General features: G+C 67.2%; 20 protein-coding genes and 1 tRNA gene. 13 read left to right on the plus strand and 8 right to left on the minus strand.

Features of this window, described 5'->3' with window-relative positions; all coding sequences use genetic code 11:
* Positions 1-40 precede the first annotated feature (40 nt).
* From AHIS1636_RS05595 to AHIS1636_RS05620, 6 genes are read right to left on the minus strand one after another with little or no spacing between them, the layout of a single operon-like run.
* A complete protein-coding gene (locus AHIS1636_RS05595; protein WP_264794821.1) occupies positions 41-1852 on the minus strand; it encodes a protein kinase domain-containing protein in 1812 nt (603 codons plus the stop codon).
* The gene (locus AHIS1636_RS05600) at positions 1849-3300 is read right to left on the minus strand and encodes a peptidoglycan D,D-transpeptidase FtsI family protein (RefSeq protein WP_264794822.1); all 1452 of its coding nucleotides are present in this window, start codon (positions 3298-3300) and stop codon (positions 1849-1851) included. The genes AHIS1636_RS05595 and AHIS1636_RS05600 overlap by 4 nt, the downstream gene beginning before the upstream one ends.
* Positions 3297-4739 carry an FtsW/RodA/SpoVE family cell cycle protein gene (locus AHIS1636_RS05605; RefSeq protein ID WP_264794823.1) on the minus strand — a complete coding sequence of 481 codons (1443 nt, stop codon included), beginning with the start codon at positions 4737-4739 and terminating at the stop codon, positions 3297-3299. The genes AHIS1636_RS05600 and AHIS1636_RS05605 overlap by 4 nt, the downstream gene beginning before the upstream one ends.
* Positions 4732-6267 (minus strand): PP2C family protein-serine/threonine phosphatase, encoded by a 1536-nt coding sequence (locus AHIS1636_RS05610; RefSeq protein ID WP_264794824.1) that lies wholly within the window; start codon positions 6265-6267, stop codon positions 4732-4734. The genes AHIS1636_RS05605 and AHIS1636_RS05610 overlap by 8 nt, the downstream gene beginning before the upstream one ends.
* 2 nt (positions 6268-6269) lie before the next feature.
* Positions 6270-6755, minus strand: a complete 486-nt coding sequence (locus AHIS1636_RS05615) for an FHA domain-containing protein FhaB/FipA (protein ID WP_264794825.1) — start codon at positions 6753-6755, stop codon at positions 6270-6272.
* Complete coding sequence (locus tag AHIS1636_RS05620; protein WP_264794826.1) at positions 6755-7492, minus strand: FHA domain-containing protein; 738 nt, start codon at positions 7490-7492, stop codon at positions 6755-6757. The genes AHIS1636_RS05615 and AHIS1636_RS05620 overlap by 1 nt, the downstream gene beginning before the upstream one ends.
* A gap of 441 nt (positions 7493-7933) precedes the next feature.
* Between AHIS1636_RS05620 and AHIS1636_RS05625 the strand changes: the two genes are divergently transcribed.
* The 6 genes from AHIS1636_RS05625 (at position 7934) to AHIS1636_RS05650 (ending at position 13307) form a co-directional block, all read left to right on the plus strand.
* A tRNA-Leu gene (locus AHIS1636_RS05625) sits at positions 7934-8016 on the plus strand.
* A gap of 150 nt (positions 8017-8166) precedes the next feature.
* The gene (locus AHIS1636_RS05630) at positions 8167-8910 is read left to right on the plus strand and encodes a GntR family transcriptional regulator (protein ID WP_264794827.1); all 744 of its coding nucleotides are present in this window, start codon (positions 8167-8169) and stop codon (positions 8908-8910) included.
* A gap of 281 nt (positions 8911-9191) precedes the next feature.
* The gene (locus AHIS1636_RS05635) at positions 9192-10178 is read left to right on the plus strand and encodes a phosphotriesterase family protein (RefSeq protein ID WP_264794828.1); all 987 of its coding nucleotides are present in this window, start codon (positions 9192-9194) and stop codon (positions 10176-10178) included.
* Between the two features lie 40 nt (positions 10179-10218).
* On the plus strand, positions 10219-11181 hold the full coding sequence (locus tag AHIS1636_RS05640) for a phosphotriesterase family protein (RefSeq protein WP_264794829.1): 963 nt from the start codon (positions 10219-10221) through the stop codon (positions 11179-11181).
* A gap of 70 nt (positions 11182-11251) precedes the next feature.
* A complete protein-coding gene (locus tag AHIS1636_RS05645; protein ID WP_264794830.1) occupies positions 11252-12379 on the plus strand; it encodes an FAD-dependent oxidoreductase in 1128 nt (375 codons plus the stop codon).
* A 4-nt stretch (positions 12380-12383) separates the two neighbouring features.
* Complete coding sequence (locus AHIS1636_RS05650) at positions 12384-13307, plus strand: alpha/beta hydrolase (RefSeq protein ID WP_264794831.1); 924 nt, start codon at positions 12384-12386, stop codon at positions 13305-13307.
* A gap of 208 nt (positions 13308-13515) precedes the next feature.
* On the opposite strand, the gene AHIS1636_RS05655 is transcribed toward AHIS1636_RS05650, so the two are convergent.
* Positions 13516-14457, minus strand: a complete 942-nt coding sequence (locus tag AHIS1636_RS05655) for an MBL fold metallo-hydrolase (protein WP_264794832.1) — start codon at positions 14455-14457, stop codon at positions 13516-13518.
* A gap of 218 nt (positions 14458-14675) precedes the next feature.
* Between AHIS1636_RS05655 and AHIS1636_RS05660 the strand changes: the two genes are divergently transcribed.
* Positions 14676-16415, plus strand: coding sequence for a CocE/NonD family hydrolase (locus AHIS1636_RS05660; protein WP_264794833.1), 1740 nt, complete (start codon positions 14676-14678; stop codon positions 16413-16415).
* A gap of 171 nt (positions 16416-16586) precedes the next feature.
* Positions 16587-16967: a VOC family protein gene (locus AHIS1636_RS05665; RefSeq protein WP_264794834.1), complete on the plus strand. Its 381-nt coding sequence runs from the start codon at positions 16587-16589 to the stop codon at positions 16965-16967.
* 61 nt (positions 16968-17028) lie between these two features.
* On the opposite strand, the gene AHIS1636_RS05670 is transcribed toward AHIS1636_RS05665, so the two are convergent.
* The gene (locus tag AHIS1636_RS05670) at positions 17029-17412 is read right to left on the minus strand and encodes a DUF5997 family protein (protein ID WP_264794835.1); all 384 of its coding nucleotides are present in this window, start codon (positions 17410-17412) and stop codon (positions 17029-17031) included.
* Between the two features lie 75 nt (positions 17413-17487).
* Between AHIS1636_RS05670 and AHIS1636_RS05675 the strand changes: the two genes are divergently transcribed.
* The 5 genes from AHIS1636_RS05675 (at position 17488) to AHIS1636_RS05695 (ending at position 21081) form a co-directional block, all read left to right on the plus strand.
* Positions 17488-18282 (plus strand): LysR family transcriptional regulator substrate-binding protein, encoded by a 795-nt coding sequence (locus tag AHIS1636_RS05675; protein ID WP_264794836.1) that lies wholly within the window; start codon positions 17488-17490, stop codon positions 18280-18282.
* A 23-nt stretch (positions 18283-18305) separates the two neighbouring features.
* Positions 18306-19094, plus strand: coding sequence for an inositol monophosphatase family protein (locus AHIS1636_RS05680; protein ID WP_264794837.1), 789 nt, complete (start codon positions 18306-18308; stop codon positions 19092-19094).
* Between the two features lie 39 nt (positions 19095-19133).
* Entirely contained in the window at positions 19134-19928 is a 795-nt protein-coding gene (locus AHIS1636_RS05685) for an enoyl-CoA hydratase/isomerase family protein (protein ID WP_264794838.1), read from the plus strand.
* Between the two features lie 152 nt (positions 19929-20080).
* Positions 20081-20623: a YceI family protein gene (locus AHIS1636_RS05690; RefSeq protein WP_264794839.1), complete on the plus strand. Its 543-nt coding sequence runs from the start codon at positions 20081-20083 to the stop codon at positions 20621-20623.
* Positions 20624-20829: 206 nt separating this feature from the next.
* Positions 20830-21081 carry a hypothetical protein gene (locus AHIS1636_RS05695; protein ID WP_264794840.1) on the plus strand — a complete coding sequence of 84 codons (252 nt, stop codon included), beginning with the start codon at positions 20830-20832 and terminating at the stop codon, positions 21079-21081.
* Positions 21082-21092: the final 11 nt, after the last annotated feature.

The raw sequence follows: 21092 nt of genomic DNA on the forward strand, positions 1-21092 counted from the left end.
ACTTACCTTCCATGTTCGCTTCAGCGCGGGCCTTCGGCTGCTAGCTTTCCGGGGTGGGTTGGGTTGTCGATTCCGAGGGCGTCTCCGACGGCGTAGGCTCCTCGGACGGACCGCTGGATACGACGTAGCTGACCGTGGCGCCCTCGGAGACCTCGGAGCCTTCGGCCGGGTCTACGCTCAGGACGGTTCCGGCCGGCTGGTCGCTGGCCTCTTCGCCGGCCTTCTGCGGGACCAGGCCGAGGGAGATCAGCGCCTCGCGGACCTGCTGCTCATCCTGTCCGGCCAGGCCGCCGGGAACCTGGATGGTCCCGGGGCCCTGGGAATAGGTGACAGTGATCGTGGCGCCGGGCTGGACGGCTCCGGCGGGATCGATGTCCAGCACCGTGCCCTCGGCCGCCGAGTTCTCCACCGGCTCGCCGCGCACCGCGAAGCCCATCCCGGACAGTTCGCTGCGCACCTGGTCGAACGGGCGGCCCTGGTAGGCCGCCGCGACCAGCTGGATGGTCTCCGGCGTCTGGGGCTGGGTGGTGGGTGCCTGCGTTTCCTGCGTTGGCTCGGCGCTCGTGGTGGTCGGCGAGGCCGAGCGGGAAGCCGTAGTGGTCCGCGTCGCGGGGGCGGACTCGGTTGATTCGCTGTCCCCGGTCAGCATGGGCACCAGCCAGGCTCCGAGCAGCGCGAAGAGCACGAGCAGGATGAGCGCCACGAACGGCCACGTCCAGGGGCTGCGGCGCTTGGGCTTGGAAGCCGCCGGCGGGGCTTGTTCGCCGTCGTCGTCGAGGTCCGCCTCGCGCCAGGCGCGTTCGGCGCCCAACTGGCGTTCGGCGGCCTCGGAGGCTCCTGCTGCCCCGGCAGCGCCTGCGGCAGCGCCGGCTGCGGCCCCAGCACCGACGGCGGGGAACTGCGACGTGCCGGAGTCGACGACGCGGGTGGGCGAGGTGCCGGCGGTGGGCACCGGCGCGGTCATCGCGCTGGTGGGCGAATCGGAACCGCCGAAGAGCAGCATGCCGGGCACGGCCGCTTCTGCGGCGCGGATATTGCCCGCGCGGATGGCGTCGGCGGCCTCGGCCAGCTTCTCCGCGTTGGCCGGACGGTCCGCCGGATCCTTGGCCAGCATGGACATCAGCAGGGCGCGTACCGGCCGCGGCAAGCTCTCGGGCAGCGGCGGCGGTGTGTCGTTGACCTGCGCCAGTGCTATGGCGATCTGTGACTCTCCGGAGAACGGGCGCGCCCCGGCAAGGCATTCGTAGCCGATGACCCCGAGCGAGTAGATATCGCTCTGGCCGGTGGCGGTCTGGCCGGTGGCCTGTTCCGGTGCCAGGTACTGCGCGGTGCCCATGACCTGGCCCGTGGCGGTCAGCGGCACCTGGTCGGCGAGGCGGGCGATGCCGAAGTCAGTGACCTTCACCCGGCGGTCCGGCGTGATCAGCAGGTTGCCGGGCTTGACGTCCCGGTGCACGAGGCCCTGCGCGTGCGCCACGGCGAGGGCACGCGCAGTCTGCGAAATGATGGAGAGCGTGCGGTCCGGCGAGAGCACCTTTTCGCGCTCGATGATCGTGGACAGCGGCGGACCCGGCACCAGCTCCATGACCAGGTAGGCCGAGCCCTCCTCTTCGCCGTAGTCGAAGACGTTGGCGATGCCCACGTGGTTGAGCAGCGCCGTGTGCCGGGCCTCGGCGCGGAAGCGGTTCAGGAATCCCGGATCCCCCGTGTATTCCTCCTTGAGGATCTTGATGGCGACAAGGCGCCCCAGGACCTGGTCCTGCGCCTTCCAGACCTCGCCCATACCGCCGATAGCGATACGTTCAGTGAGCTGGTATCTGCCGCCTAACGTGATACCTGATGTAGGCCTCACTTATTCAACACCGCCTCTAGGAGTTGCCGAGCGCTTGGACTTGTCAGTTGGGACCCGGTGGCCAGATCGACGTCTTCGATGACGACGCTCACCACGGCCTGCGGGTCATCCGCCGGCGCGAACCCGGTGAACCAGGAGTTGTTGCCTTCGCTGCCGGCCAGCAGCTCGGCCGTTCCGGTCTTGCCCGCGACCTTCACGCCCGGGATGGCGGCGCGGTTCGCAATGCCGCGGTCGACGGCGTTGACCATCCACTGCTGGATCAGCTGGGCGTTCTCGGCCGACAGGGAGCGCTGCAGCTCCTCGGGCTTCGGGCTGTCGAGGACGCGCAGGTCCGGTGCCCTGACGGTACGGACGAGGTTGGGCTTCATCAACATGCCATCGTTGGCGATCGCACTGGTCATCATCGCGACCTGCAGCGGCGTCACGCGCACGTCGTACTGGCCGATGGCGGCCTGTGCCAGCAGGTCGTCGCTCATGCCCGTCGGGAACTGGCTGGCCGTGACGTTGGTCGGAATGTTGTAGGACTCGCCGAAGCCGAACTTCGCGGCCTGGTCGGCGATGGCGTCCTCGCCCAGGTCCATCGCTATCTGCGCGAACGGCGTGTTGCAGGACTGCTCCAGTGCGAACGAGAAGTCCGCCGTGGTCCGCGCACTGCAGCCGCCGTTGACGAAGTTGGGCAGGCTGATGTTGGTGCCCGGCAGCGGCAGTTCGGCAGGATTGTCCAGCTTGCTGTTCTCGTCATACTTGCCGGATTCGAGCGCCGCGGCGGTATCGACCAGCTTGAAGACCGATCCCGGGGCGAGCAGGCTCTCGGTTGCCGGATTGGTGAACGGGGACAGCCCCGGTACTTCCTCGAGCTTTGCCATGTTGGCGGCGACGTCGTCCGTGTTGTGGCCCGCCAGCTGGTTCGGATCGAAGCTGGGCTTCGACACCATGGCCAGGATGTTGCCGGTCTTCGGGTCCATCACGACGATCGAGCCCTTCACCCCGTCGGGAAGGAGGTCGTAGGCGAGCTTCTGGAGCTCAGGATCGATGGTGAGCTCGACCGATGCACCGGCGACCTGCGAGCCGGAGAAGAGCTGCAGGATGCGGTCGTAGAAGAAATCGTTGCTGCTGCCGGACAGTTCTTCGTTCATCGCCGATTCCATCTGAGTGGCGCCGTAGACGAGCGAGTAGAAGCCGGTCAGTGGACCGTAGAGTTCGGGCTCGTTGTAGACGCGCTGGAATTCGAACTCATCGTCGGACGACGGCACCGATTCGGCGATCGGGTTGCCGGCCACCAGGATGGCCCCGCGGTTCTTGTCGAAGTCCTTGTACAGGGTCCGGCTGTTCCAGTCGTTGGCGTTCAGATTGTCCGCCTCGAAGAACTGGACGACGGTGAGCGAACCGAACAGCAGGGCGAACATGGCGATGGCAATGATCCAGGTGTTGCGGATGGCCTGGTTCATGGTTGCTTCACCTCCCTGGTGTTGTGCGTTCGGTTTCCATCAGTGCGCGCCCGGCCCGTCGTGCTGCGCCCGCGCACTCCGGAGACGGGGCGCGGGGCGTGGCTGGCGCCGGAGGGGCCGGGGACGGCCGGCCTGCGGGCCGCATCGGAGATCAGCAGCAGCAGCCCGATGATCAGCCAGTTGGCCAGCAGCGAGGATCCGCCCGCCGCCAGGAACGGAGTGGTGAGGCCCGTCAGCGGGATCAGGCGCGTCACGCCGCCGATCACCACGAAGCACTGCAGCGCCAGCGTGAAGGACAGGCCGGTCGCCAGCAGCTTGCCGAATGAGTCGCGCGTCCCCAGTGCGGCACGGACGCCGCGCGTCACCAGAAGGACGTAGAGCAGCACGATGGCCGACAGGCCGACCAGTCCCAGCTCCTCCCCAAGCGCGGCAATGATCATATCGCTGTTCGCGAAGGTGACGATGTCCGGGCGGCCCTGGCCGAGGCCCGTGCCGGTGAGACCGCCGCTGGCCAGCCCGAAGAGGCCCTGGACGATCTGGTGGCTGCCGCCGATCCGGTTGTACACCTCGGGATCGAAGGCATTGATCCAGCCGTCGATGCGGGCCGTGACATGCGGAAAGAGTTTGAACGCCACGAAACCGCCGAAGACGATCATCAGCAGGCCGATCAGGATCCAGCTGATGCGGCTGGTGGCCACGTAGATCATGACCATGAAGAGGCCGAAGAACAGGATCGAGGAGCCAAGGTCACGCTGGAAGATCAGCACGCCGATACTGACCAGCCAGGCCACGACCATGGGGCCGAGGTCGCGCCAGCGCGGTAGCTGCAGCGGGCCCACTTTCTTGCCCGCCAGCAGGATCAAGTCCCTGTTCGTGGATAGATACCCTGCAAAGAATATAGCCAGCGTGATCTTGGCGATCTCACCCGGCTGGAACGTCGCGAACCCCAGGTTGACCCAGATCCTTGCGCCGTTGAGCTCCACGCCGACGCCCGGAAGCAGCGGCAGCATCAGCAGGACGGCGCTGACAATCAGCGAAATATACGTGAACCGGCGCAGGACGCGGTGGTCCCGCAGCAGCCAGATCAGGGCAATCATGGCGGCGATTGCGAGCCCCGTCCACATCAGCTGGCGGGCGGCAGCGGCGTCCCCGGTGGCGATGTCCAGCCGGTGGATCATCGCCAGTCCTATGCCGTTGAGGGCAATCACGATTGGGAGTATTACCGGATCGGCATACTTTGCCCTGAGCCGCAGCACGACGTGCACGGCCAGCGCCACCGCAGCCAACGTGATGCTCTGGGCGAAGAAGTCCTGATCGAAGGCCCGGTCCTGGTCGAGGCCCACCAGCATGTTCGCTCCCACGCCGACAACGAGGGCAAGCAGGAGGAGCAGAAGTTCCGTATTGCGGCGGGACTTAGGGGCGGTTTGCAGTTCACTCATTGGTTCCACCTATGCACTCGGGCGGAAGGGAAGGGCTCGGCGTCGGGGCTGCCTTGGCGGACGCCGAGGCGCCCGGCGAGGCTGTGGCGGCCGGGACAGGTTCGGGGCAGTTGCGCCTGCTGGTGATACGCAATTCCTCCACGATGGTTTCGGCATGATCCAGGTCGCGGGCCGCGATGCCGGAATCAAGGCGCTGCTGCTGGTAGAGCGGAAGGCTCTGCAGGGGGATGTTGTATGCGGTGTCCAGCCGCGAAAGGTGGATCGGCCCAAGGTCTTGGGAGACTCCGTTGAAGATCGCGACGCGTCCATCGAACTGGCTGACGTAGTACTGAGTCTGGGTCCAGAGATAGCCGAACCAGAGGACGGCTACGACCAGGAGGGACATGACGGCCACGAAGGTGGGCACTATCCATCCGCGGCGCACCGGTGTGGTCTCGTCTGCATCGTCGCCGTCCGCCGGCTGGCTCGAAGCGGCCTTGTGGGTCAGCAGGGCGGCGGCCCGGCGCTCCGTGGAGTGCTTGGTGACGATCGGGATCTGGCCGGTGTGGGTCGCCAGCGCGGCCGCACCCACCAGCACATGCGGTTTGGTGGCCAGTTCGAGGCGGATGAGGTCCGCACGCACCGCTTCGGCGGGGCCTTCGGTGGAGCCGTCGGACTCGTCGGCGGCTGGGTCAGGGCTGCCCCCGCCGTCGTTATTTCCCTCGGGACTCTTTGCTGCAGGCGGAGGGTTGGCTCCGCCGTCGCGGACCGTTTCCACCGGATTGGCGCCGGCAGCCAGGGCCTCGGCCTCGGCGAGTTCCTCCTTGGTGGCTTCCGCCACCTCGATCATGACGACGGTGACGTTGTCCGGGGCGCCCCCGTCGAGGGTGAGCTGCACCAGCCGGTCGACGGCATCCTGCAGGGAGTCCGAGTAGCGCATCGCGTCTTCGATGACGTGGTCGGGTACCACCGTGTCCAGGCCGTCGGAGGAGAGGAGCCACCGTTCTCCGGCCTCGGCCGGATGGGACGCCAGATCCAGTTCGGGGCTGGCATCGACGTCCCCGAGGACACGCATGAGGACGTTGCGGTGGGGGTGCACGTCGGCTTCCTCCGGCCGGAGCCGGCCTTCGTCGATCAACCGCTGGACGAACGTGTGGTCCACGCTGACCTGTTCGAACACGTTGTTCTTGAGCCGGTAGGCACGGGAGTCGCCGATGTGGGCAAACTCGAGCTTGTCATCGTGCAGCAGCAGGGCAGTGACGGTGGTGCCCATGCCGGCGAGCTTGGGGCTGGTGCGCACCAGTTCGGAAAGGATCGAGTTGGCGGTCTGGATTTCGTCTGCCAGGACGTTGGCGGGGTCCTCATGCCCTGTGCGGTCAAGATGGATCAGGTCGAGGACCGTGGAGGCCGAAGCGACGTCGCCCCCGGCGTGGCCGCCCATGCCGTCGGCGACGACAGCCAGATGATGGCCGGCGTAGGCAGAATCATCATTCTTGGAGCGGGACTTGCCGACATCCGACCGCGCCGCATAGCGCAGAATCAGTGCCATGGCTACGGCCTCAATTCAATGACCGTCTTGCCGATCCGGATAGGTACACCGGGTTCCACAGGCAGTGCACGAGTTAGCTGTGTATCCCCCAGGAAGGTTCCGTTGGTGGAACCAAGATCTTCGATGAACCAGCGGCTGCCTTGCGGGAACAACCGCGCATGCCGGCCCGAGGCATAGTCGTCCTCGAGGACCAGCGTGGCCTCTTGGGCGCGGCCCAACAGGATGGGGCTGGCGGCCAGCGGCAGTTCGCTGCCGGCCAGCGGACCCTCGATCACGGACAGGCGATGCGCCTGCACTTTCGGCGGGCTCGGCTGCTGGGCGGCGAGCTCGGGATTCTTGCGCACCTCGCGGGCGCTGGGCTGTCCGGTCTTGACCTTTTGGCCGATCATCAGGTCGCGGCGCAGTGCTGAAACAATGCTGATGATCAGGATCCAGAGCAGGATCAGGAATCCAAAACGCAGGGCGGTGACGGCAAGGTCGCTGAGCATCAGTGTCCGCCGCTCCCCGCCGGCAGCAGCCGGAAAGTGATCCGGGTACGGCCCATGGTGATAACGGTTCCGTCGGAGAGTTCCTCGGGCTGTCCTATGCGCTGGCCGTTGACGAAGCTGCCGTTCGTCGAGCCAAGGTCGACGGCGACGGCCGAGCCGCCCGAGGTGCGGATTTCCAGGTGGCGGCGCGAGACGCCGGTGTCGTCAATCAGGATGTCTGCCTCCGAGGACCGTCCCAGTACAACCGAAGGGGCGTTGAGGGAATAGCGCTGGCCGTTGATTTCCAGTACCGGCTGGAGCCGGGTCGGCTGGCGGGCTGGTGCCGGCGGACCCGCCGGACGTTGCTGCTGCTGGGGGGCCGAGCCGGACTTCTCCACGGATGAGTCGATCTCGAAGTCGCCGGACTTGAGGCTTTCGTCTTCGTTGAACGAGACGCGCACCGGCCCCTGCAGTGTGTACTTCTGGCTATTGACGTGATTGATAACCACGTCGCAGAGCTCTTCCGCCAAGGTAGCGCCCCACTGCTGCGCAATCGAATAGTCGGATCCGCTGAGCCTGATGTCGAAGACGTTAGGAGCGAGGGTGCGTCCTTGGGCCAGCGTGATCGAGTGGTTGTCCAGTTCCCGGCGCAGCCGGCTGGCGATTTCCACCGGCTGGACCTGGTTCTTGCCACCCACGGAGAAGGCGCCGCGGACCATCTTTTCGATGCCACGTTCCACGTTGTCCAGTAAGCCCACTAGAGTTGCCTCCTCTCCGTCGTCGATCCGGCGCGGCATGGGCCGCGGGGCACGCCGCTGCGACGTGCTCCAAAACCGATACTACTTGCGACTCATCCAAATGGCCTTAACCGGCAACGAGCCGCGGTCCGAAAAAAGTGCCTGCCTGTGCGCAAGGTCACGTGGCGATTCCAGGCCCGGACGAGAGGCCGGGGATGGCGGGCCCGCCGGGCCGGCGGCACCGAGGCCCTGGCGGGCGATGGTTGTATTCGGACCGCCGCACCAGCTTCCGACCTGCGGGTTTAGTCGGGCACGCGCCTGCGGACTGCGCCGCACCCGTCTGTGGCGACCGGTCCCCGAAGAGGGGTAATCGCCGGCCCGGTGGCCCGATTTGGGAATTCCGGCGGGTTTCGCCTAGTATTGATCTCGCTGTTCTTACGGAAACTCTTCGGTAAGAAATCTGCGCGAGTGGCGGAACGGCAGACGCGCTGGCTTCAGGTGCCAGTGTCCGAAAGGGCGTGGGGGTTCAAATCCCCCCTCGCGCACTACCGGGACGATTGATGGTCCCGAAGTGCGATGAAAACCGGCCACCCCGATGGGGTGGCCGGTTTTTTGTTGTCCCGGGCCCCGCCGGTTCCATGGTTAACTGCCTGCAGGGCAGAACCCGGCGGACCGACCTGGAGGACGGAAGATTCATGGCATATGGCGAGCTCGACCCCTCGTCGGGCGTACCTCTGTATCGCCAGATCAAGGAGATTCTGCGCAGGGAAGTCGCCGACGGGACTGCGGATCCCGGGAAACCGATGACCGAGGTACAGCTCCTCGACCGTTTCGCGGTCAGCCGTGCGCCTATCCGGCAGGCGCTGCAGGAGCTCGCCAGCGAAGGATACGTTTACCGGAAACAAGGCAAGGGGACGTTTCCCGTCACAGGCACCCGAGTGCGGCGTCCCGCCGACGTGCAGCCGGGTGCCCTGTATGAATACCTCTCCGAGAGCGGGCTGCATCCGGCATCGAGGGTTTTCGGCATTGAACGGGTGGAAGCGCCCGCCGCGATCGGAGACCGCCTGGGGCTCGAGGAGGGGGAGAGGCTGCTGCATTTCACCCGACTGATCTCGGTTGCGGACGAACCGCTGCTTGAGGCCAGTGTGTATATGCGCGCTCCCGAAGATTTCGCCCCCACGGCCGAGGAACTGGAAGACGAAGGCTCGGCCTTCAAGCTGCTGGAGCGGCGGTTCGGCATAACGCTCGACCGCGCCGAGCATGAAGCCTGGGCGACGGCGGCGACAGCTGACCGCGCGGCAACCTTCGGTGTAAGCGAGGGGAGCCCGCTGCTGGTCATCGAGACCATTTTCTTTACGACCGGGGGCCGACCCGCCGGCTGGCGTTCCGCGGTCCACCGGGCCGAAGACTTCAAATACCGGTTCACCACCAGCCGCTGAACCCCGGCCCGGCGTCGACCTTTTTCTGGACTAATTGCGGCACCTGTGGGGGCCTCCGGACACTCTTGACTTTCGCGCAACACCGTGTAAACCTAGTGGACAGGTAATCGGAGTCACATTTGATGGCGGGCTGCGGCTCATCCATCAGCTCCATGGAGTTTCGCATCCTTCGATTACCACTGCCTGCACCGAGTTCGGCGAGGAATCAATCCAGAGGTCGCGGTGCATGATCCTTCCACCGCGCGGCGACGTGTACGCCGCGCAGACGAAAGGTTGTGCCAATGACGGATACAACAACTTCCACTCCCACCGTCAATACGGTCCTAGGGCCCGTCCCCGCCGATGAACTGGGTGTAGTAGCGGTCCATGAGGCCCTCCTTTCGGTGGTGCCCGGCGCGGAGCACGCGTATGACATCAGCATGGATCGCGCGGAAATCTTCGAGGTCCTGGCCGGCAAGCTGCGCGACTTCCGCGCCCACGGCGGCGGGACCATCGTGGACAGCACCGGCATGTTCCACGGCCGCGACGTGAACCTGTACGAAGCACTCTCGCGCTCGACCGGAGTGCACATCGTCGCTTCCACCGGCATGGGCCCGGAGGAGATGCTCGGCGGCTACTTCCTGACGCCGCAGACCAACCCGCCGACGCCGTGGCCCGCCGAAAAGTTCGCCGACCTCTTCACCAAGGAGGTCACCGAGGGCATGGTGGTTCCGCGTGTCGAGCGCCGGGGTGCTGCCGGCCTCGTGGCCAGCACCGCGACGTCGGAGGGCATGACCGCCACGGACGAGAGCCTCTTCCGCGGGGCCGCCCGGACCGCGTTGAACACGGGTGTCCCGGTCTCCATCCGCTACGGCAAGGACGCACTGGGAGATCTGGGCGTGGTCCTGGACGAGCAACTGCCGGCCCACCGGATCGTCGTCGGCGGACTCGACCGCAGGGACGCGGCGGCCGCCGGCGCACCGCTCGAGGTCGCGCAGCGGGGCGCCTTCGTGGCGCTGGACCATGTGGGACTGGACGACGACGACGCTTACCTCACCGACCGTGAGCGTGCCGCACTGGTCCTGGACCTGGTTAAGGCCGGCCACGGAAGCCGCATCCTGCTCTCGAGCAACGCGATCGGGGTGGCCAAGGGCCAGCCGGACTACGACCTGCCGTTCAGCTACGTCGTCTCGAAGTTCGTCCCGTTCGCGAAGTTGCAGGGGCTCTCCGACGAGGATGCGCGGCGGATCCTCGTGGACAACCCCCGCGACCTGTTGACCCTGCGTTGAGACCAGCCACGCCCACACATCCTTTTCAAACTTTTTTGAGGTGAATCTCTTGTCGAGAATCAACACAGTGCTGGGACCGATCTCAGCGGAGGAACTCGGCCTCGTTGCCATCCATGAGCACATCGGCTATGGCATGCCGGGCTCCGAACTGGATACCAAGTGGTGGAAGACACCGGAGGAACGGTACGAGGAGACCGTGCCGAAGCTGCGGAAGTTCCATGAGAACGGCGGCGGCACGTTCGTCGACGCCACCGGCATCTGCAACGGCCGCGACATCGACTACTACAAGTCGCTCTCCCGCAAGACCGGAGTGCACATCGTGGCCTGCACCGGCTTCGTCGGCGGCGACACGGCCCTGCCGCACTTCGCGCGGGCATCCGTCGACTACCTGGCACGCCACTTCATCCACGAGATCACCGTCGGCATCGGCGACACCGGCAGCAAGGCCGGCGTCATCAAGGTCGGCGTGAGCCGCGGCGGGCGCATGACGGAACTGGACAAGCGCATCTACCGCGCCGCTGCCCGCGCCGCCGTCGCCACAGGGGTGCCGATCCTGACCCACCTGGCCATCGATGCACGGCCGGCCATCGACATTTTCAATGAAGAAGGACTCCCGCTGGACCGGGTGCTCTTCGGGCACGTGGACGACGGCGTGAACGCGGAGAGCACCCCGGACACCTGGATCATCGAGCAAGGCGGCCGGCTGGGCTTCGACACCTTCGGCTACGAAACCGAACTGCCGGACCCGCCGTTCTGGGCCCGCCCCCGGAAGGACCGCATGGAGCACTTCCTCCGCTTCGTCCAGGGCGGCCATGCCGACAAGGTGCTCGCCTCGGCCGACGCCAACTGCAGCCCGCTGGGCTGGCCCGGCGTCAAGGGCCACACCGTGAACTACATCTTCGAAGTGCTCATCCCGGACCTGCGAGCCAACGGCGTGGACGAGGCGACGATCAACAAGATCTTCGTCGAGAACGCCGCCGACTTCCTGTCGATCCGCAACTGACCGCGCCCACGAGCCACCACACACCCACGTTTCTCCGGGCACAGCCCGGGGCAAGAAAAGAGAATGGACAATGAAGGCTTCTGAAATCGAGAACCTGAAGATCGCGATCGTCGGCGCAGGCTACGGCGGCGCCGCAGCTGCCAAGGCCCTGAGCCTCCTGGGTGCGGACGTCACGGTGTACGAGCAGGCGCCCGCGCTGGGCGAGGTCGGGGCGGGCATCGGCCTGCGTCCGGCGACCATGGCCCGGTTCCGCCAGTGGGGGGTTTTCGACGCCATCGCGAAGGTGAGCTCGCCGAGCGACTTCTTCGAGATCCTGACCGCCACCGGTGAGCCGATCATGAAGGACACCTGGCCGGAGGCGGGCACGGAGAAGCAGACCTACCTGATCCACCGCGGGGACTTCATCGCGGCGTTGACCGGTGTGCTCCCCGAGGGCATGGTGCAGCTCGACCACAAGCTGGAGAAGATCGAGGACAAGGGTGCGACCTCCGTCCTGACCTTCGCCAACGGCAAGACCGTCGAGGCGGATCTTGTGGTCGGTGCCGACGGCATCAGGTCCACCGTTCGCAAGCAGCTGTTCAGCGGGAAGGAACCCGTGTTCTCGGGCGAGCATGCCTACCGCGCGGTCATCTCCATGGACGACGCGCAGGGCATGGTCGGCGATGACAACCTCCGGATGTACATCGGCAGGGGCACGAAGGTCTACCTGCTGCCGCTGCGCCACCGCAACCAGTTGTCCTTCGACATCACCGCGCTGAACCCGGACGGCGCCTGGGCTCCCGCCATTTCTTCTGAGGACATGGTCGCAACCGTCGCCGGCTTCGACGATCGGATTGTGGAGATCACCCGCGGCCTTGACGTGAAGGCAGTTACCATTCGCTCGGTCTGGGACATCGACCCGGTCGACAACTGGCACACGGACTCCGTCGTCATCATGGGCGATGCGGCCCACTCGATGCTGCACCACCAGGGCCAGGGCGCTAACTCGGCCATCGAGGATGCAGGCGCCCTCGCCGACGCCCTTGCCGAGGCCGGCTCCGTCAAGGAGGCACTGGCCCTCTTCCAGGCAACCCGCAAACCGGTGACTGACGAACTGCAGCGCATCTCGCGCCAGGGCTGGAGCGAAGACGAGGTCAACGATGTCTTCCCCGGCCAGAAGCCCGCGTCCCAGAGCCCCACTGCCCGCCAGGAGGCGTAACGCCGTGCCGATCCATCCCGAAATTGCCAAGGTCCTCAGCACCCTCCCGGCGCCCGATGGCTCGCCCCTGGACCCGGAGGCGGTGCGCGCCGGCGAGGTGGCGCAGGTCCCGCCGCTGGAGGACCGGGTTCCGCTGTATGCAGTGGAGGACGCCATGGCTGCGACGCGCTCCGGCGACGTGCCGGTACGGATCTACACGCCGGCCGAGGCGGATGCCTACGGAGTGCTGGTGTACTTCCATGGCGGAGCTTTTTTCCTCGGCAGCCTGGACACCCACGACCATGTCGCACGGTCGCTGGCCAAGGAGACGGGCTACAAGGTCATCTCCGTTGGCTTCCGGCTGGCGCCGGAGAGCGCCTTCCCCGCCGGCCTGGACGACTGCTACTCAGTGGTCCGCTGGGCCGCGGATCAGGGCGGGAGCCTGGGCTGGGACGGGCAGAACCTCGCCATCGCGGGTGATAGCTCGGGCGGCACCTTCGCAGCCGCCGTCGCTGCCATGGCCCACGACGACGGGTTCGACCGGATCACGCACCAGATCCTCTTCTACCCCTCGCTGGACCTGGACTTCGACGTCGACCGGTACGCCTCGCTGCGCGGGAATGCGGAAGGCTACGGCCTGGAGACGGCCGGCCTGAAGCCGTTCAACGCTTTCTACATCGACAGCGGCGCGGATCCGGCGGACCCGCGCGTCTCTCCGATCAAGCGCGAGGACCTCTCCGGGCTGCCCCGGGCCTTGGTCATCACGGCGGAGTTCGACCCGCTGCGCGACGAGGGAGAACTGTACGGGCAGCGGCTGAAGGACGCCGGCGTCAACGCGAAGGTCAGCCGCTATGCGGGGGCCAACCACGGCTTCGTCCAAAACTTCTCCTGGATTCCGGAGTTCTACCGGGCCTTCGAGGAGACGGGCGAGTTCCTGAACCGGAGCTGAGCCCACCGGGGAGCCCCTCCCCAACCCCCACTGCGGCGGCACGAGTCCTCCGGGCTCGTGCCGCCGTCGTGCCTTAACCGCACTTCATCGTTACGTGTCCGCCTTGCGGCACCACAACCGTCGGCGCGCACCTGAGGAAGGTGCGCGCCGCCGTCGTTATTGCCGGAGTTCCTCGGGCCGGGAGCCGGGAAGCCGTGGCCTGCGAGGGTTAGTGCCCCGCTTCGAACCGCTGCCGGTAGCCGTGCAGGCTGGTGAAGAACGGGGAAGGCTCCAGCGTAGGGTCGCCGGTGTAGCCGAGCTCCTCTGCCACATGGGCGAACGGGGAGTAGGGGGAGTCCGTGTCCTGCAGGCCTTCCTTCAGGCAGCGGCGGGCGGCGTCGGCGATGCGGGCTTCGAGGTCGATGCTCTGCTGCAGGGCCTGGCGGGCGCCGTCCCGGTCCAGGCCGATCTCGTAGGGCGCTCCGTCCGGGCCGCGGTACGGGTGGCCCAGGAGCAGGCGGTTCGGCCGGACTTCGTCCCGCAGGTATTCCAGGCTCGAGCGGTAGGCTGCCGGGTCTTCATAACCGGGGAAGCCGTTGGCGGCGCCGTGGGCCTGGACCGCGTCCCCCACGAAGACGTCGTCCTGCCCGTCGATGACGTAGGCCACGGATCCGGCGGTGTGGCCCGGGATGTGGCGCACCGACACGGAGACGTCCCCGCCGAGGGAGAGGGTCTCGCCGCCCTTGACCAGCAGGGTGGGCTCCATTTCGCCCGAGATGGCCTGTTGGGCCATGCCGGTCTGCTTGGCCTCGGCCTCGGGGTCCTGCAGGTACTGCTGCCGCACCGAGAGGTACTGGTCCACGTGGGCGCGGCGGGAGCGCAGCAGGGGCGCGTCGGCCTGGTGGATCACCACCTGCGCGCGCCGACCGGTGAGCTCCCACAGGGCCCGGGCGCCGCCGAGGTGGTCGATGTGGCCGTGGGTCAGCAGGATCCAGCGCACGTCTTCGATGCTGCGGCCGAACTCTTCGAGGGCCGGTGCCATGCCCTCGGCGGGAGAGGAGGTGACTCCGGTGTCCACGATGGCTGGCTCGGGCGCGTCGATGAAGAAGCTGTAGAGGCCGAAGCGGCCCCAAGGCGACACCAGCGGATGGACCTGCACTTCTTGCGTCATCGTTCTCTCCTCGGCTCCGGGACCCTTTCCGGGTCGGATGGTCGGCGGCAGGGCGGGGGAGGGGGCATGTCCCTCCGAGCCTCTCAGTGCCGCGAGCTGATCGCAACGGCCTCCACCCTTGCAACCGCTGACTTTATTATAATAATATGCTGGAGTCACGCCCGGATCACTCGTTGCGCAGGCGGGACCCTCAACGTTTGCTAAGGAGCTGCACACTCATGACTGATTTCACGACGTGGAATGCGGGCGCGGAGAAGATCGCCATCCGCAAGGACCTGCGGATTCCGATGCGGGACGGCGTTGAGCTCGCCGCGGACACCTACCAGGGCCTCGAAGACAAACCGCGTCCCGCGCTGGTCGCGTTGAGCCCCTACGGTAAGGAACTGCAGGCGCTGGCGCTCACCACTCCGCCGCAGCGCCGTCCCAGCCCGATGTGGGACGGCTGCATCGAGGCCGGGGACATCGCCCGCATCGTCAGGGAGGACTACGTCCACGTCATCGGCGATCTGCGCGGCTCCGGCGCGTCCGGCGGCGAGCACATCGGCAACTACAACGCCGGCGGTGTTTCCCTTGGCCAGGATGCCTACGACTTCATCGAGTGGGTTGCGGCGCAGCCGTGGTGCGACGGCAATGTCGGCATGGTTGGCATTTCCTACTTCGGTTCAATGCAGGTGCTGGCTGCGGCCGAACGCCCCCCGCACTTGAAGGCGATCTTCGTTTCGGGCGGACACTACGACTTCTATGAGACGACCTATCACGGCGGCGTCATGTGGTTCATGCCGCGTGCCGCCCGCGAGGGCCGTGGCGGCGACTCCGGGTGGGCGTTCACCGACAACGTCAAGTCCCGCATGATCGAAAAGTACTCTCCCGAGGAGCTGAAGACGCTCGTCGGGAAGCGCCTCCAGGACCCGGACGTCGCCGCCTGGCCGAACCTCGTGCACGTGCTGAACTACCCCAAGAACCATGAGGCCTGGTTCGACATCGTCATGAACGAGCTGGACGGGGAATGGTACGAGGAACGGAACCCCATCACGCTGGCCCCGAACATCGACATCCCGGTCTGGCTGCAGCTCGACCAGGGCCGCGGCTGGACGCTGGACGGGACCATTGAGCTGTACAACGCGCTGAAGGGCCCCAAGAAGCTGACCGTCGGCCCCTACCCGCCGATGCAGTCCCGCCCCTTCATCGAGGAACACGACAAGATGTTCCGCTGGTACGACTACTGGCTCAAGGGCATCGACAACGGTGTCATGGACGAGCCGGCCGTAAGCGTCTTCGTCGAGGGCTCCCGCGAGATCATCACCGCGGACCAGTGGCCGCCGAAGGACGTCGAATACACCTCCCTCTACCTGCGTCCGCGCCACAAGCTCTCGACCGAACCGGAGCCGATGGGTTCCGAATATGCCGCCCCGGACGGCTTCTACCAGGCGCCGCTGACGGTGACCGACAAGGTGGAGATCATCAGCTGGAGCACCGCGCCGTTCGAGGAGGACACCGAGATGATCGGCGCCGGTGCCGCCCATATCTTCGCCGAGATCGACCAGCCGGACACCAACTTCATCCTGCGGTTGTGGGACTACGCCCCCAACGGCAAGCGCCAGCTCATCACCAGCGGCTACCTGAAGGCCTCGCACCGCGAGCTCGACGACCGCACAACCGAACACAATCCGTACCACCCGCACACCCGGGCGGTCCCGGTGGAGCCCGGGCAGATCGAGGAGTACGTGCTCCGCCTCTATCCGTTCGCCAACACGTTCAGGCCGGGCCACAAGCTGACGGTCGAACTGTCGAACGCGGAGCCGCTGGCCGACGAGCACAACGCCCTGCTGCCGCCGGACGCCTTCCACCTTCCCGTCGGCCGGCCCGTCACCCATAAGATCTACCGCGACGCGGCCCACCAGTCCCGGCTGGTCCTGCCGTTTACTGTGCGCAGGGCCGCCGAGGGCCAGGCAGGCTAGCCGGACGGGACCGGCGGACGGAGGCCAGGCCGGCCGCCGGTCCCGGATGCGACACGAAGGGTCCCGGATGCGACACGAAGGGTCCCCGTCTTCGGACCGGGACCCTTCGTTTTTCTCCGGCTTTATACGGCGCTACTCCGGTTGGACGCGGGTCCGCGGTAGGCTCGCACAATGCGGATCAAAATGTGCAGCATCCATGTGAAAGACCCGGCGGAAGCGTTCAAGTTCTACACCGAGGTGCTGGGCTTCGAGGAGCTCGTCGCGATGCCCCAGTACTTCCTCTACATCGTGAAGTCGCCCGAGGAGGGGCAGGGGACCGGCCTGCTGCTGGAACCGAGCGACAATCCGCTCGGCGAGGCGTACATGAAGGGCGTGTACGACGCCGGCATGCCCACCATCGTCTTCGGGGTGCCGGACGTGCAGGCAGAGTATGAGCGGTTGGTCGCCAGGGGCGTGAAGTTCACCGCCGAGCCGCAGCCGGACCCCTCGGGCATCCTGTCCGCGGTGTTCGACGACGGCTGCGGCAACCTGGTCCAGCTGCACCAGGACTGACGCGGCCGGCCGGCTCCGCGCCGGCTCCGCGCCGGTTCCGCCGACCTGGCTTCGCGGAGCCCTAGCTCGGCCGGATGTCGGTGCGCTGCTTGAGCCGCTGCTCCTCGGCGCGGACGGCGGCGAAGGACGCGCGCTCGGCGACCAGCCACTGGGGCGGATCCTGCAGCAGCGCGGTGATCTCCGCCGTCGTTAGCGGATCCGTGATGCCGCCGCGCGCGAGGCCGCCGATGGAGACGTTCAGCTTCCGGGCGACCTCCGGCCGGGGGTGCGGCCCGTTGCGCCGCAGGTCCTGCAGCCACTGCGGCGGGTTGGCCTGGAGCTGGTCGAATTCCTCGCGCGAGACGGGGTTGTCCTGGAATTCCTGCGGCGCTGCCGGCAGGTAGATACCCAGCTTCTTGGCTGCTGTTGCGGGTTTCATGGTCTGGGACGGTCGCGCGCTTGTCATGGGACCAGCGTAGCCGCCCTCGGCTAATCTATTGAAGGACCGGGCCCCCGATGGGCGCGCAGCCGAGAGGAACGCATGGACACGGACACCCCCGGGCAGCGGACACTGACCATCGGCTTGGTCCCCGGTGTCATTCCGGACAAGTGGACCCGCCGCTGGGCGGAGCGCATGCCGGACGTCCCCCTGCGCGTGCTGGCCTGCGGCGAGGACGAGCAGCTGCAGGTCCTGCGCGACGGCCGGGCGGACATGTGCTTCATCCGGCAGGCTGCGGACGCCGAGCCGCCCGCGGGCCGCGAGGAACTGAGCCTGATCCCGCTGTACACCGAGCGGCCGGTGGTGGTGGCGCCGAAGGAACACGAGCTTGAGCTCTATGACGAGGAGGTCCCGGCCGCCGAGCTGGCCGCGTTCACGGTGCTGGATCCGGCGGAGATGGGCGGAGCCAGGACGGGGGTGGAAGTGGTGGCTTCCGGGGCCGGAGTCATGGTCCTGCCGATGGCGGTGGCCCGGCACTACAGCCGCAAGGACGTCATCAGCCGGATCGTTGCCGGCTACCCGGAAACGAAGGTCGGCCTCGCCTGGCTCACCGAGCGGACCGACGACGTCATCGAGGAATTCATCGGGGTGGTGCGCGGACGCACGGCCAACAGCTCGCGCCAGCCGTCCGTGCGCCGCGAGGCCGAGGCGAAGAAGGACTCCCGGGGCCGGAAGGGAGCCGGAGCGGCCGGCGGGCATGGCGGCACGGCGGGCGCCAAGGGCGGCACCAGGGGTACCCCCAAGAGCGGCGGCAAGGGCGGCCAGGGGGCGAAGGGCAAAAGCCCCAAGGGCGGGCAGCCGCCGAAGGGCCGGCGCCCCAAGCGTCACGGACGGTGACCGGCCGCGGTTAGGCTGGTGCCATGACGCTGCCGCAGAACCCTGACCACCTTGACGATGCCGAGCTGGCCGCCTGGCTGGTGCGCTCCGCCGCCCGGCTGGCCGCCCGGATGCGCTCCGACGTGACGACGTTCGAGGAGAAGACGAGCATCTCCGACGTGGTGACGGCGGCGGACATGGCAGCCGAGAAGCTGGTGGTGGACACCCTGCGCCGGGTGCGGCCCCAGGACAGCATCTTCGGCGAGGAGGGGTCCGAGTACACCGGCACGTCCGGCCGGACCTGGGTGATCGATCCGGTGGACGGAACCTACAACTTCTTCACCGGGGCGACGTACTGGTGCGCTGCACTGGCCCTCAAGGACGACGGCGGGGTGCAGCTGGGTGCCGTGTACCACCCCGCGGAGGACGCCCTCTGGCTGGGCGGGCAGGACCGTCCGACCACGCGCAACGGGGTCCCGGCGTCAGTCCAGGCCAGCGCCCCGCTGGACCAGAGCTGCGCCGCCGCCTACCTGCACCACACCTACCTGAGGGACGGGAACGCCGCGGAGCCGTACCTCGCAGCCGTGCTCGGGGCGGCCACCTACCGCACCTGGGGCTCCGCCTCCTGCGAGCTCGCCGCCACGTCCGCGGGCATCTTCGGGGTCTGGCTGCAGCAGGGGCTGCCGGAATGGGACTGGCTCCCCGGCAAGGCCCTGGTGGAAGCGGCCGGCGGGGACACCGCCGTCGTGCAGGTCAAGGGATACCGCTGGCACGTGGCCGGCGGGCAGCAGCAGGTGGCCGACACGGTGCGGCTGCTCCAGTCGCAGGCGTAGTTCAAGACGTACCAACCGGACGAAAGAGGGCAGGACCGCATGCAGCAGTACGAGACACTGAAGATCGAGCGGGCCGAGGCGCTGGCTACCGTCACGCTGGAGCGGCCGGAGGCCATGAATGCGCTGAGCAGCAGGGTGGTGGCCGAGCTGGCCGAGCTGGTGGAGGAGCTGCGGTCGCCGGAGGCTGCCGGCATCCGCTGCGTGCTGCTCACGGGCTCGGGCGGGAAGGCTTTCGCCGCCGGTGCGGACATCCGCGAACTGGCGGACATGACCGGGGAGCAGGCCGCTGGCTACAGCGGCGCGATGCTGGAGGTGACGCGGGCGCTCGAGCAGCTGCCGATGCCGGTGATCGCCTGCGTCAACGGCTTCGCCCTCGGCGGCGGACTTGAACTGGCGATGGCATGCGACTTCATCTACGCGACGGCGAACGCCAAGTTCGGCCAGCCGGAGGTCAACCTCGGCCTGATTCCGGGCTTCGGCGGAACGGTCCGCCTGCCGCAGCTGGTGGGTCCGGCCCGGGCCAAGGAGCTGATCTACAGCGGCCGCGCCATCGACGCAGCGCGCGCCCTCGAAATCGGCCTGGTCAACCAGGTCTTCGACACCCGTGAGGAGATGCTGGAGGCGGCTGCCGCCACCGGTGCGGAAATCGCCGCCAAGTCGCCGGCAGCCGTTGCCAGCGCCAAGCGGACGGTGGATGCCGTCGCTGCCCTGCCGACCGCCGAAGGCCTGAAGCTGGAGCGCGATGCCTTCGCCGGCGCCTTCGGGACCGAGGACGCCAGGATCGGCACGCGGGCCTTCCTTGCCAAGGAAAAGCCGGAGTTCACGGGGAAGTAGCCTGTCCGTCGCCTCTGCTCCATGATCGGGCGGGAGTATTGCGATGGACGTAGTGTGATGCATATTATGTTGACGCATCAACTAATGCGCCGCTAAAGTTATATACGAACGCATGAAAAATGCTGTCGGATAAGCAACCCTAGGAGGCACTCATGGCCATCGAACTCACCCCCGGAACCTGGAACCTGGACCTGGCCCACAGCGAGGTCGGCTTCACCGTCCGCCACGCCGGCATCAGCAAGGTACGCGGCCAGTTCACCGAGGCCGAGGGCACCCTCGTGGTCGGCGAGACGCTCGAAGGTTCGTCCGTGCAGGCCGTGGTGAAGACCGCGTCCTTCGACTCCAACGATGACAACCGCGACGCCCACGTCAAGGGCGCGGACTTCTTCGACGTCGAGCAGTACCCGAACATGACCTTCAAAGCCAGCGGCGTCGAGGGCACTCCGGAAGAGTTCAAGCTGACCGGCGACCTGACCATCAAGGACACCACCCTGCCCGTGGTCTTCGACGTCGAGTTCGGCGGCATGGCCGTGGACCCGTTCGGTGCCACCCGCGCCGGCTTCTCCGCCACCACCCAGATCTCCCGCAAGCAGTTCGGCATCACCTGGAATGCGGCACTGGAGGCCGGCGGCGTGCTGGTCGGAGACAAGGTCACCATCAACGTCGACGCCGCGTTCGTCCTGCCCTCGAACTAGGCCCGCACCCCTCGCGCCAGGCGCGTAGCGTGCAAGGCAAGTGACGACGGCGGACGGTTCCCTCCCGCAGCGAAGGGAACCGTCCGCCGTCGTACTTTAAGCTGCGGAAACGGCCGGCACCTTCGGATTCCGTTGCCGGTGCGTGGCTGGTTGCGTACGGTGGGACGAAACGCGAAGCCTGAAAGACAACGAAAGGAAGCCAGGACATGCGGCACAGGGGCGAAGGCGAACCGGACGCGGGCGGCCGCGGCAAGGCGAAGGACGAAAACGGCAGCACGGACTACTACGGCGGAACGGGGGCCGGCGGCTTCCCGCCCGGCGCCAGCGGCCAGGATGACCTGCCGATCGAGGATCCGGCCGCGAAGTCGGACAAGCCCGACGGCGCCGCACCGGCCCAGGACGTCCCGGGCGGCACCTTGAACGACCCGGACAACGAGCCGGAGGTCGGCGGGGCCTGAGCCGCGGCCGG

The sequence above is a fragment of the Arthrobacter mangrovi genome (assembly GCF_026011795.1).
Classification (GTDB): Bacteria; Actinomycetota; Actinomycetes; order Actinomycetales; family Micrococcaceae; genus Crystallibacter; species Crystallibacter mangrovi.

Bases quoted from the DNA above. Each gene is read 5' to 3' on its own strand.
- AHIS1636_RS05630 (WP_264794827.1), top strand. From the start codon at position 8,167: ATGGCATATGGCGAGCTCGACCCCTCGTCGGGCGTACCTCTGTATCGC.
- AHIS1636_RS05610 (WP_264794824.1), bottom strand. From the start codon at position 6,267: ATGGCACTGATTCTGCGCTATGCGGCGCGGTCGGATGTCGGCAAGTCC.
- AHIS1636_RS05645 (WP_264794830.1), top strand. From the start codon at position 11,252: ATGAAGGCTTCTGAAATCGAGAACCTGAAGATCGCGATCGTCGGCGCA.
- AHIS1636_RS05680 (WP_264794837.1), top strand. From the start codon at position 18,306: ATGACGCTGCCGCAGAACCCTGACCACCTTGACGATGCCGAGCTGGCC.
- AHIS1636_RS05600 (WP_264794822.1), bottom strand. From the start codon at position 3,300: ATGAACCAGGCCATCCGCAACACCTGGATCATTGCCATCGCCATGTTC.
- AHIS1636_RS05655 (WP_264794832.1), bottom strand. From the start codon at position 14,457: ATGACGCAAGAAGTGCAGGTCCATCCGCTGGTGTCGCCTTGGGGCCGC.
- AHIS1636_RS05615 (WP_264794825.1), bottom strand. From the start codon at position 6,755: ATGCTCAGCGACCTTGCCGTCACCGCCCTGCGTTTTGGATTCCTGATC.
- AHIS1636_RS05635 (WP_264794828.1), top strand. From the start codon at position 9,192: ATGACGGATACAACAACTTCCACTCCCACCGTCAATACGGTCCTAGGG.
- AHIS1636_RS05665 (WP_264794834.1), top strand. From the start codon at position 16,587: ATGCGGATCAAAATGTGCAGCATCCATGTGAAAGACCCGGCGGAAGCG.
- AHIS1636_RS05690 (WP_264794839.1), top strand. From the start codon at position 20,081: ATGGCCATCGAACTCACCCCCGGAACCTGGAACCTGGACCTGGCCCAC.
- AHIS1636_RS05605 (WP_264794823.1), bottom strand. From the start codon at position 4,739: ATGAGTGAACTGCAAACCGCCCCTAAGTCCCGCCGCAATACGGAACTT.
- AHIS1636_RS05670 (WP_264794835.1), bottom strand. From the start codon at position 17,412: ATGACAAGCGCGCGACCGTCCCAGACCATGAAACCCGCAACAGCAGCC.
- AHIS1636_RS05695 (WP_264794840.1), top strand. From the start codon at position 20,830: ATGCGGCACAGGGGCGAAGGCGAACCGGACGCGGGCGGCCGCGGCAAG.
- AHIS1636_RS05685 (WP_264794838.1), top strand. From the start codon at position 19,134: ATGCAGCAGTACGAGACACTGAAGATCGAGCGGGCCGAGGCGCTGGCT.
- AHIS1636_RS05660 (WP_264794833.1), top strand. From the start codon at position 14,676: ATGACTGATTTCACGACGTGGAATGCGGGCGCGGAGAAGATCGCCATC.
- AHIS1636_RS05675 (WP_264794836.1), top strand. From the start codon at position 17,488: ATGGACACGGACACCCCCGGGCAGCGGACACTGACCATCGGCTTGGTC.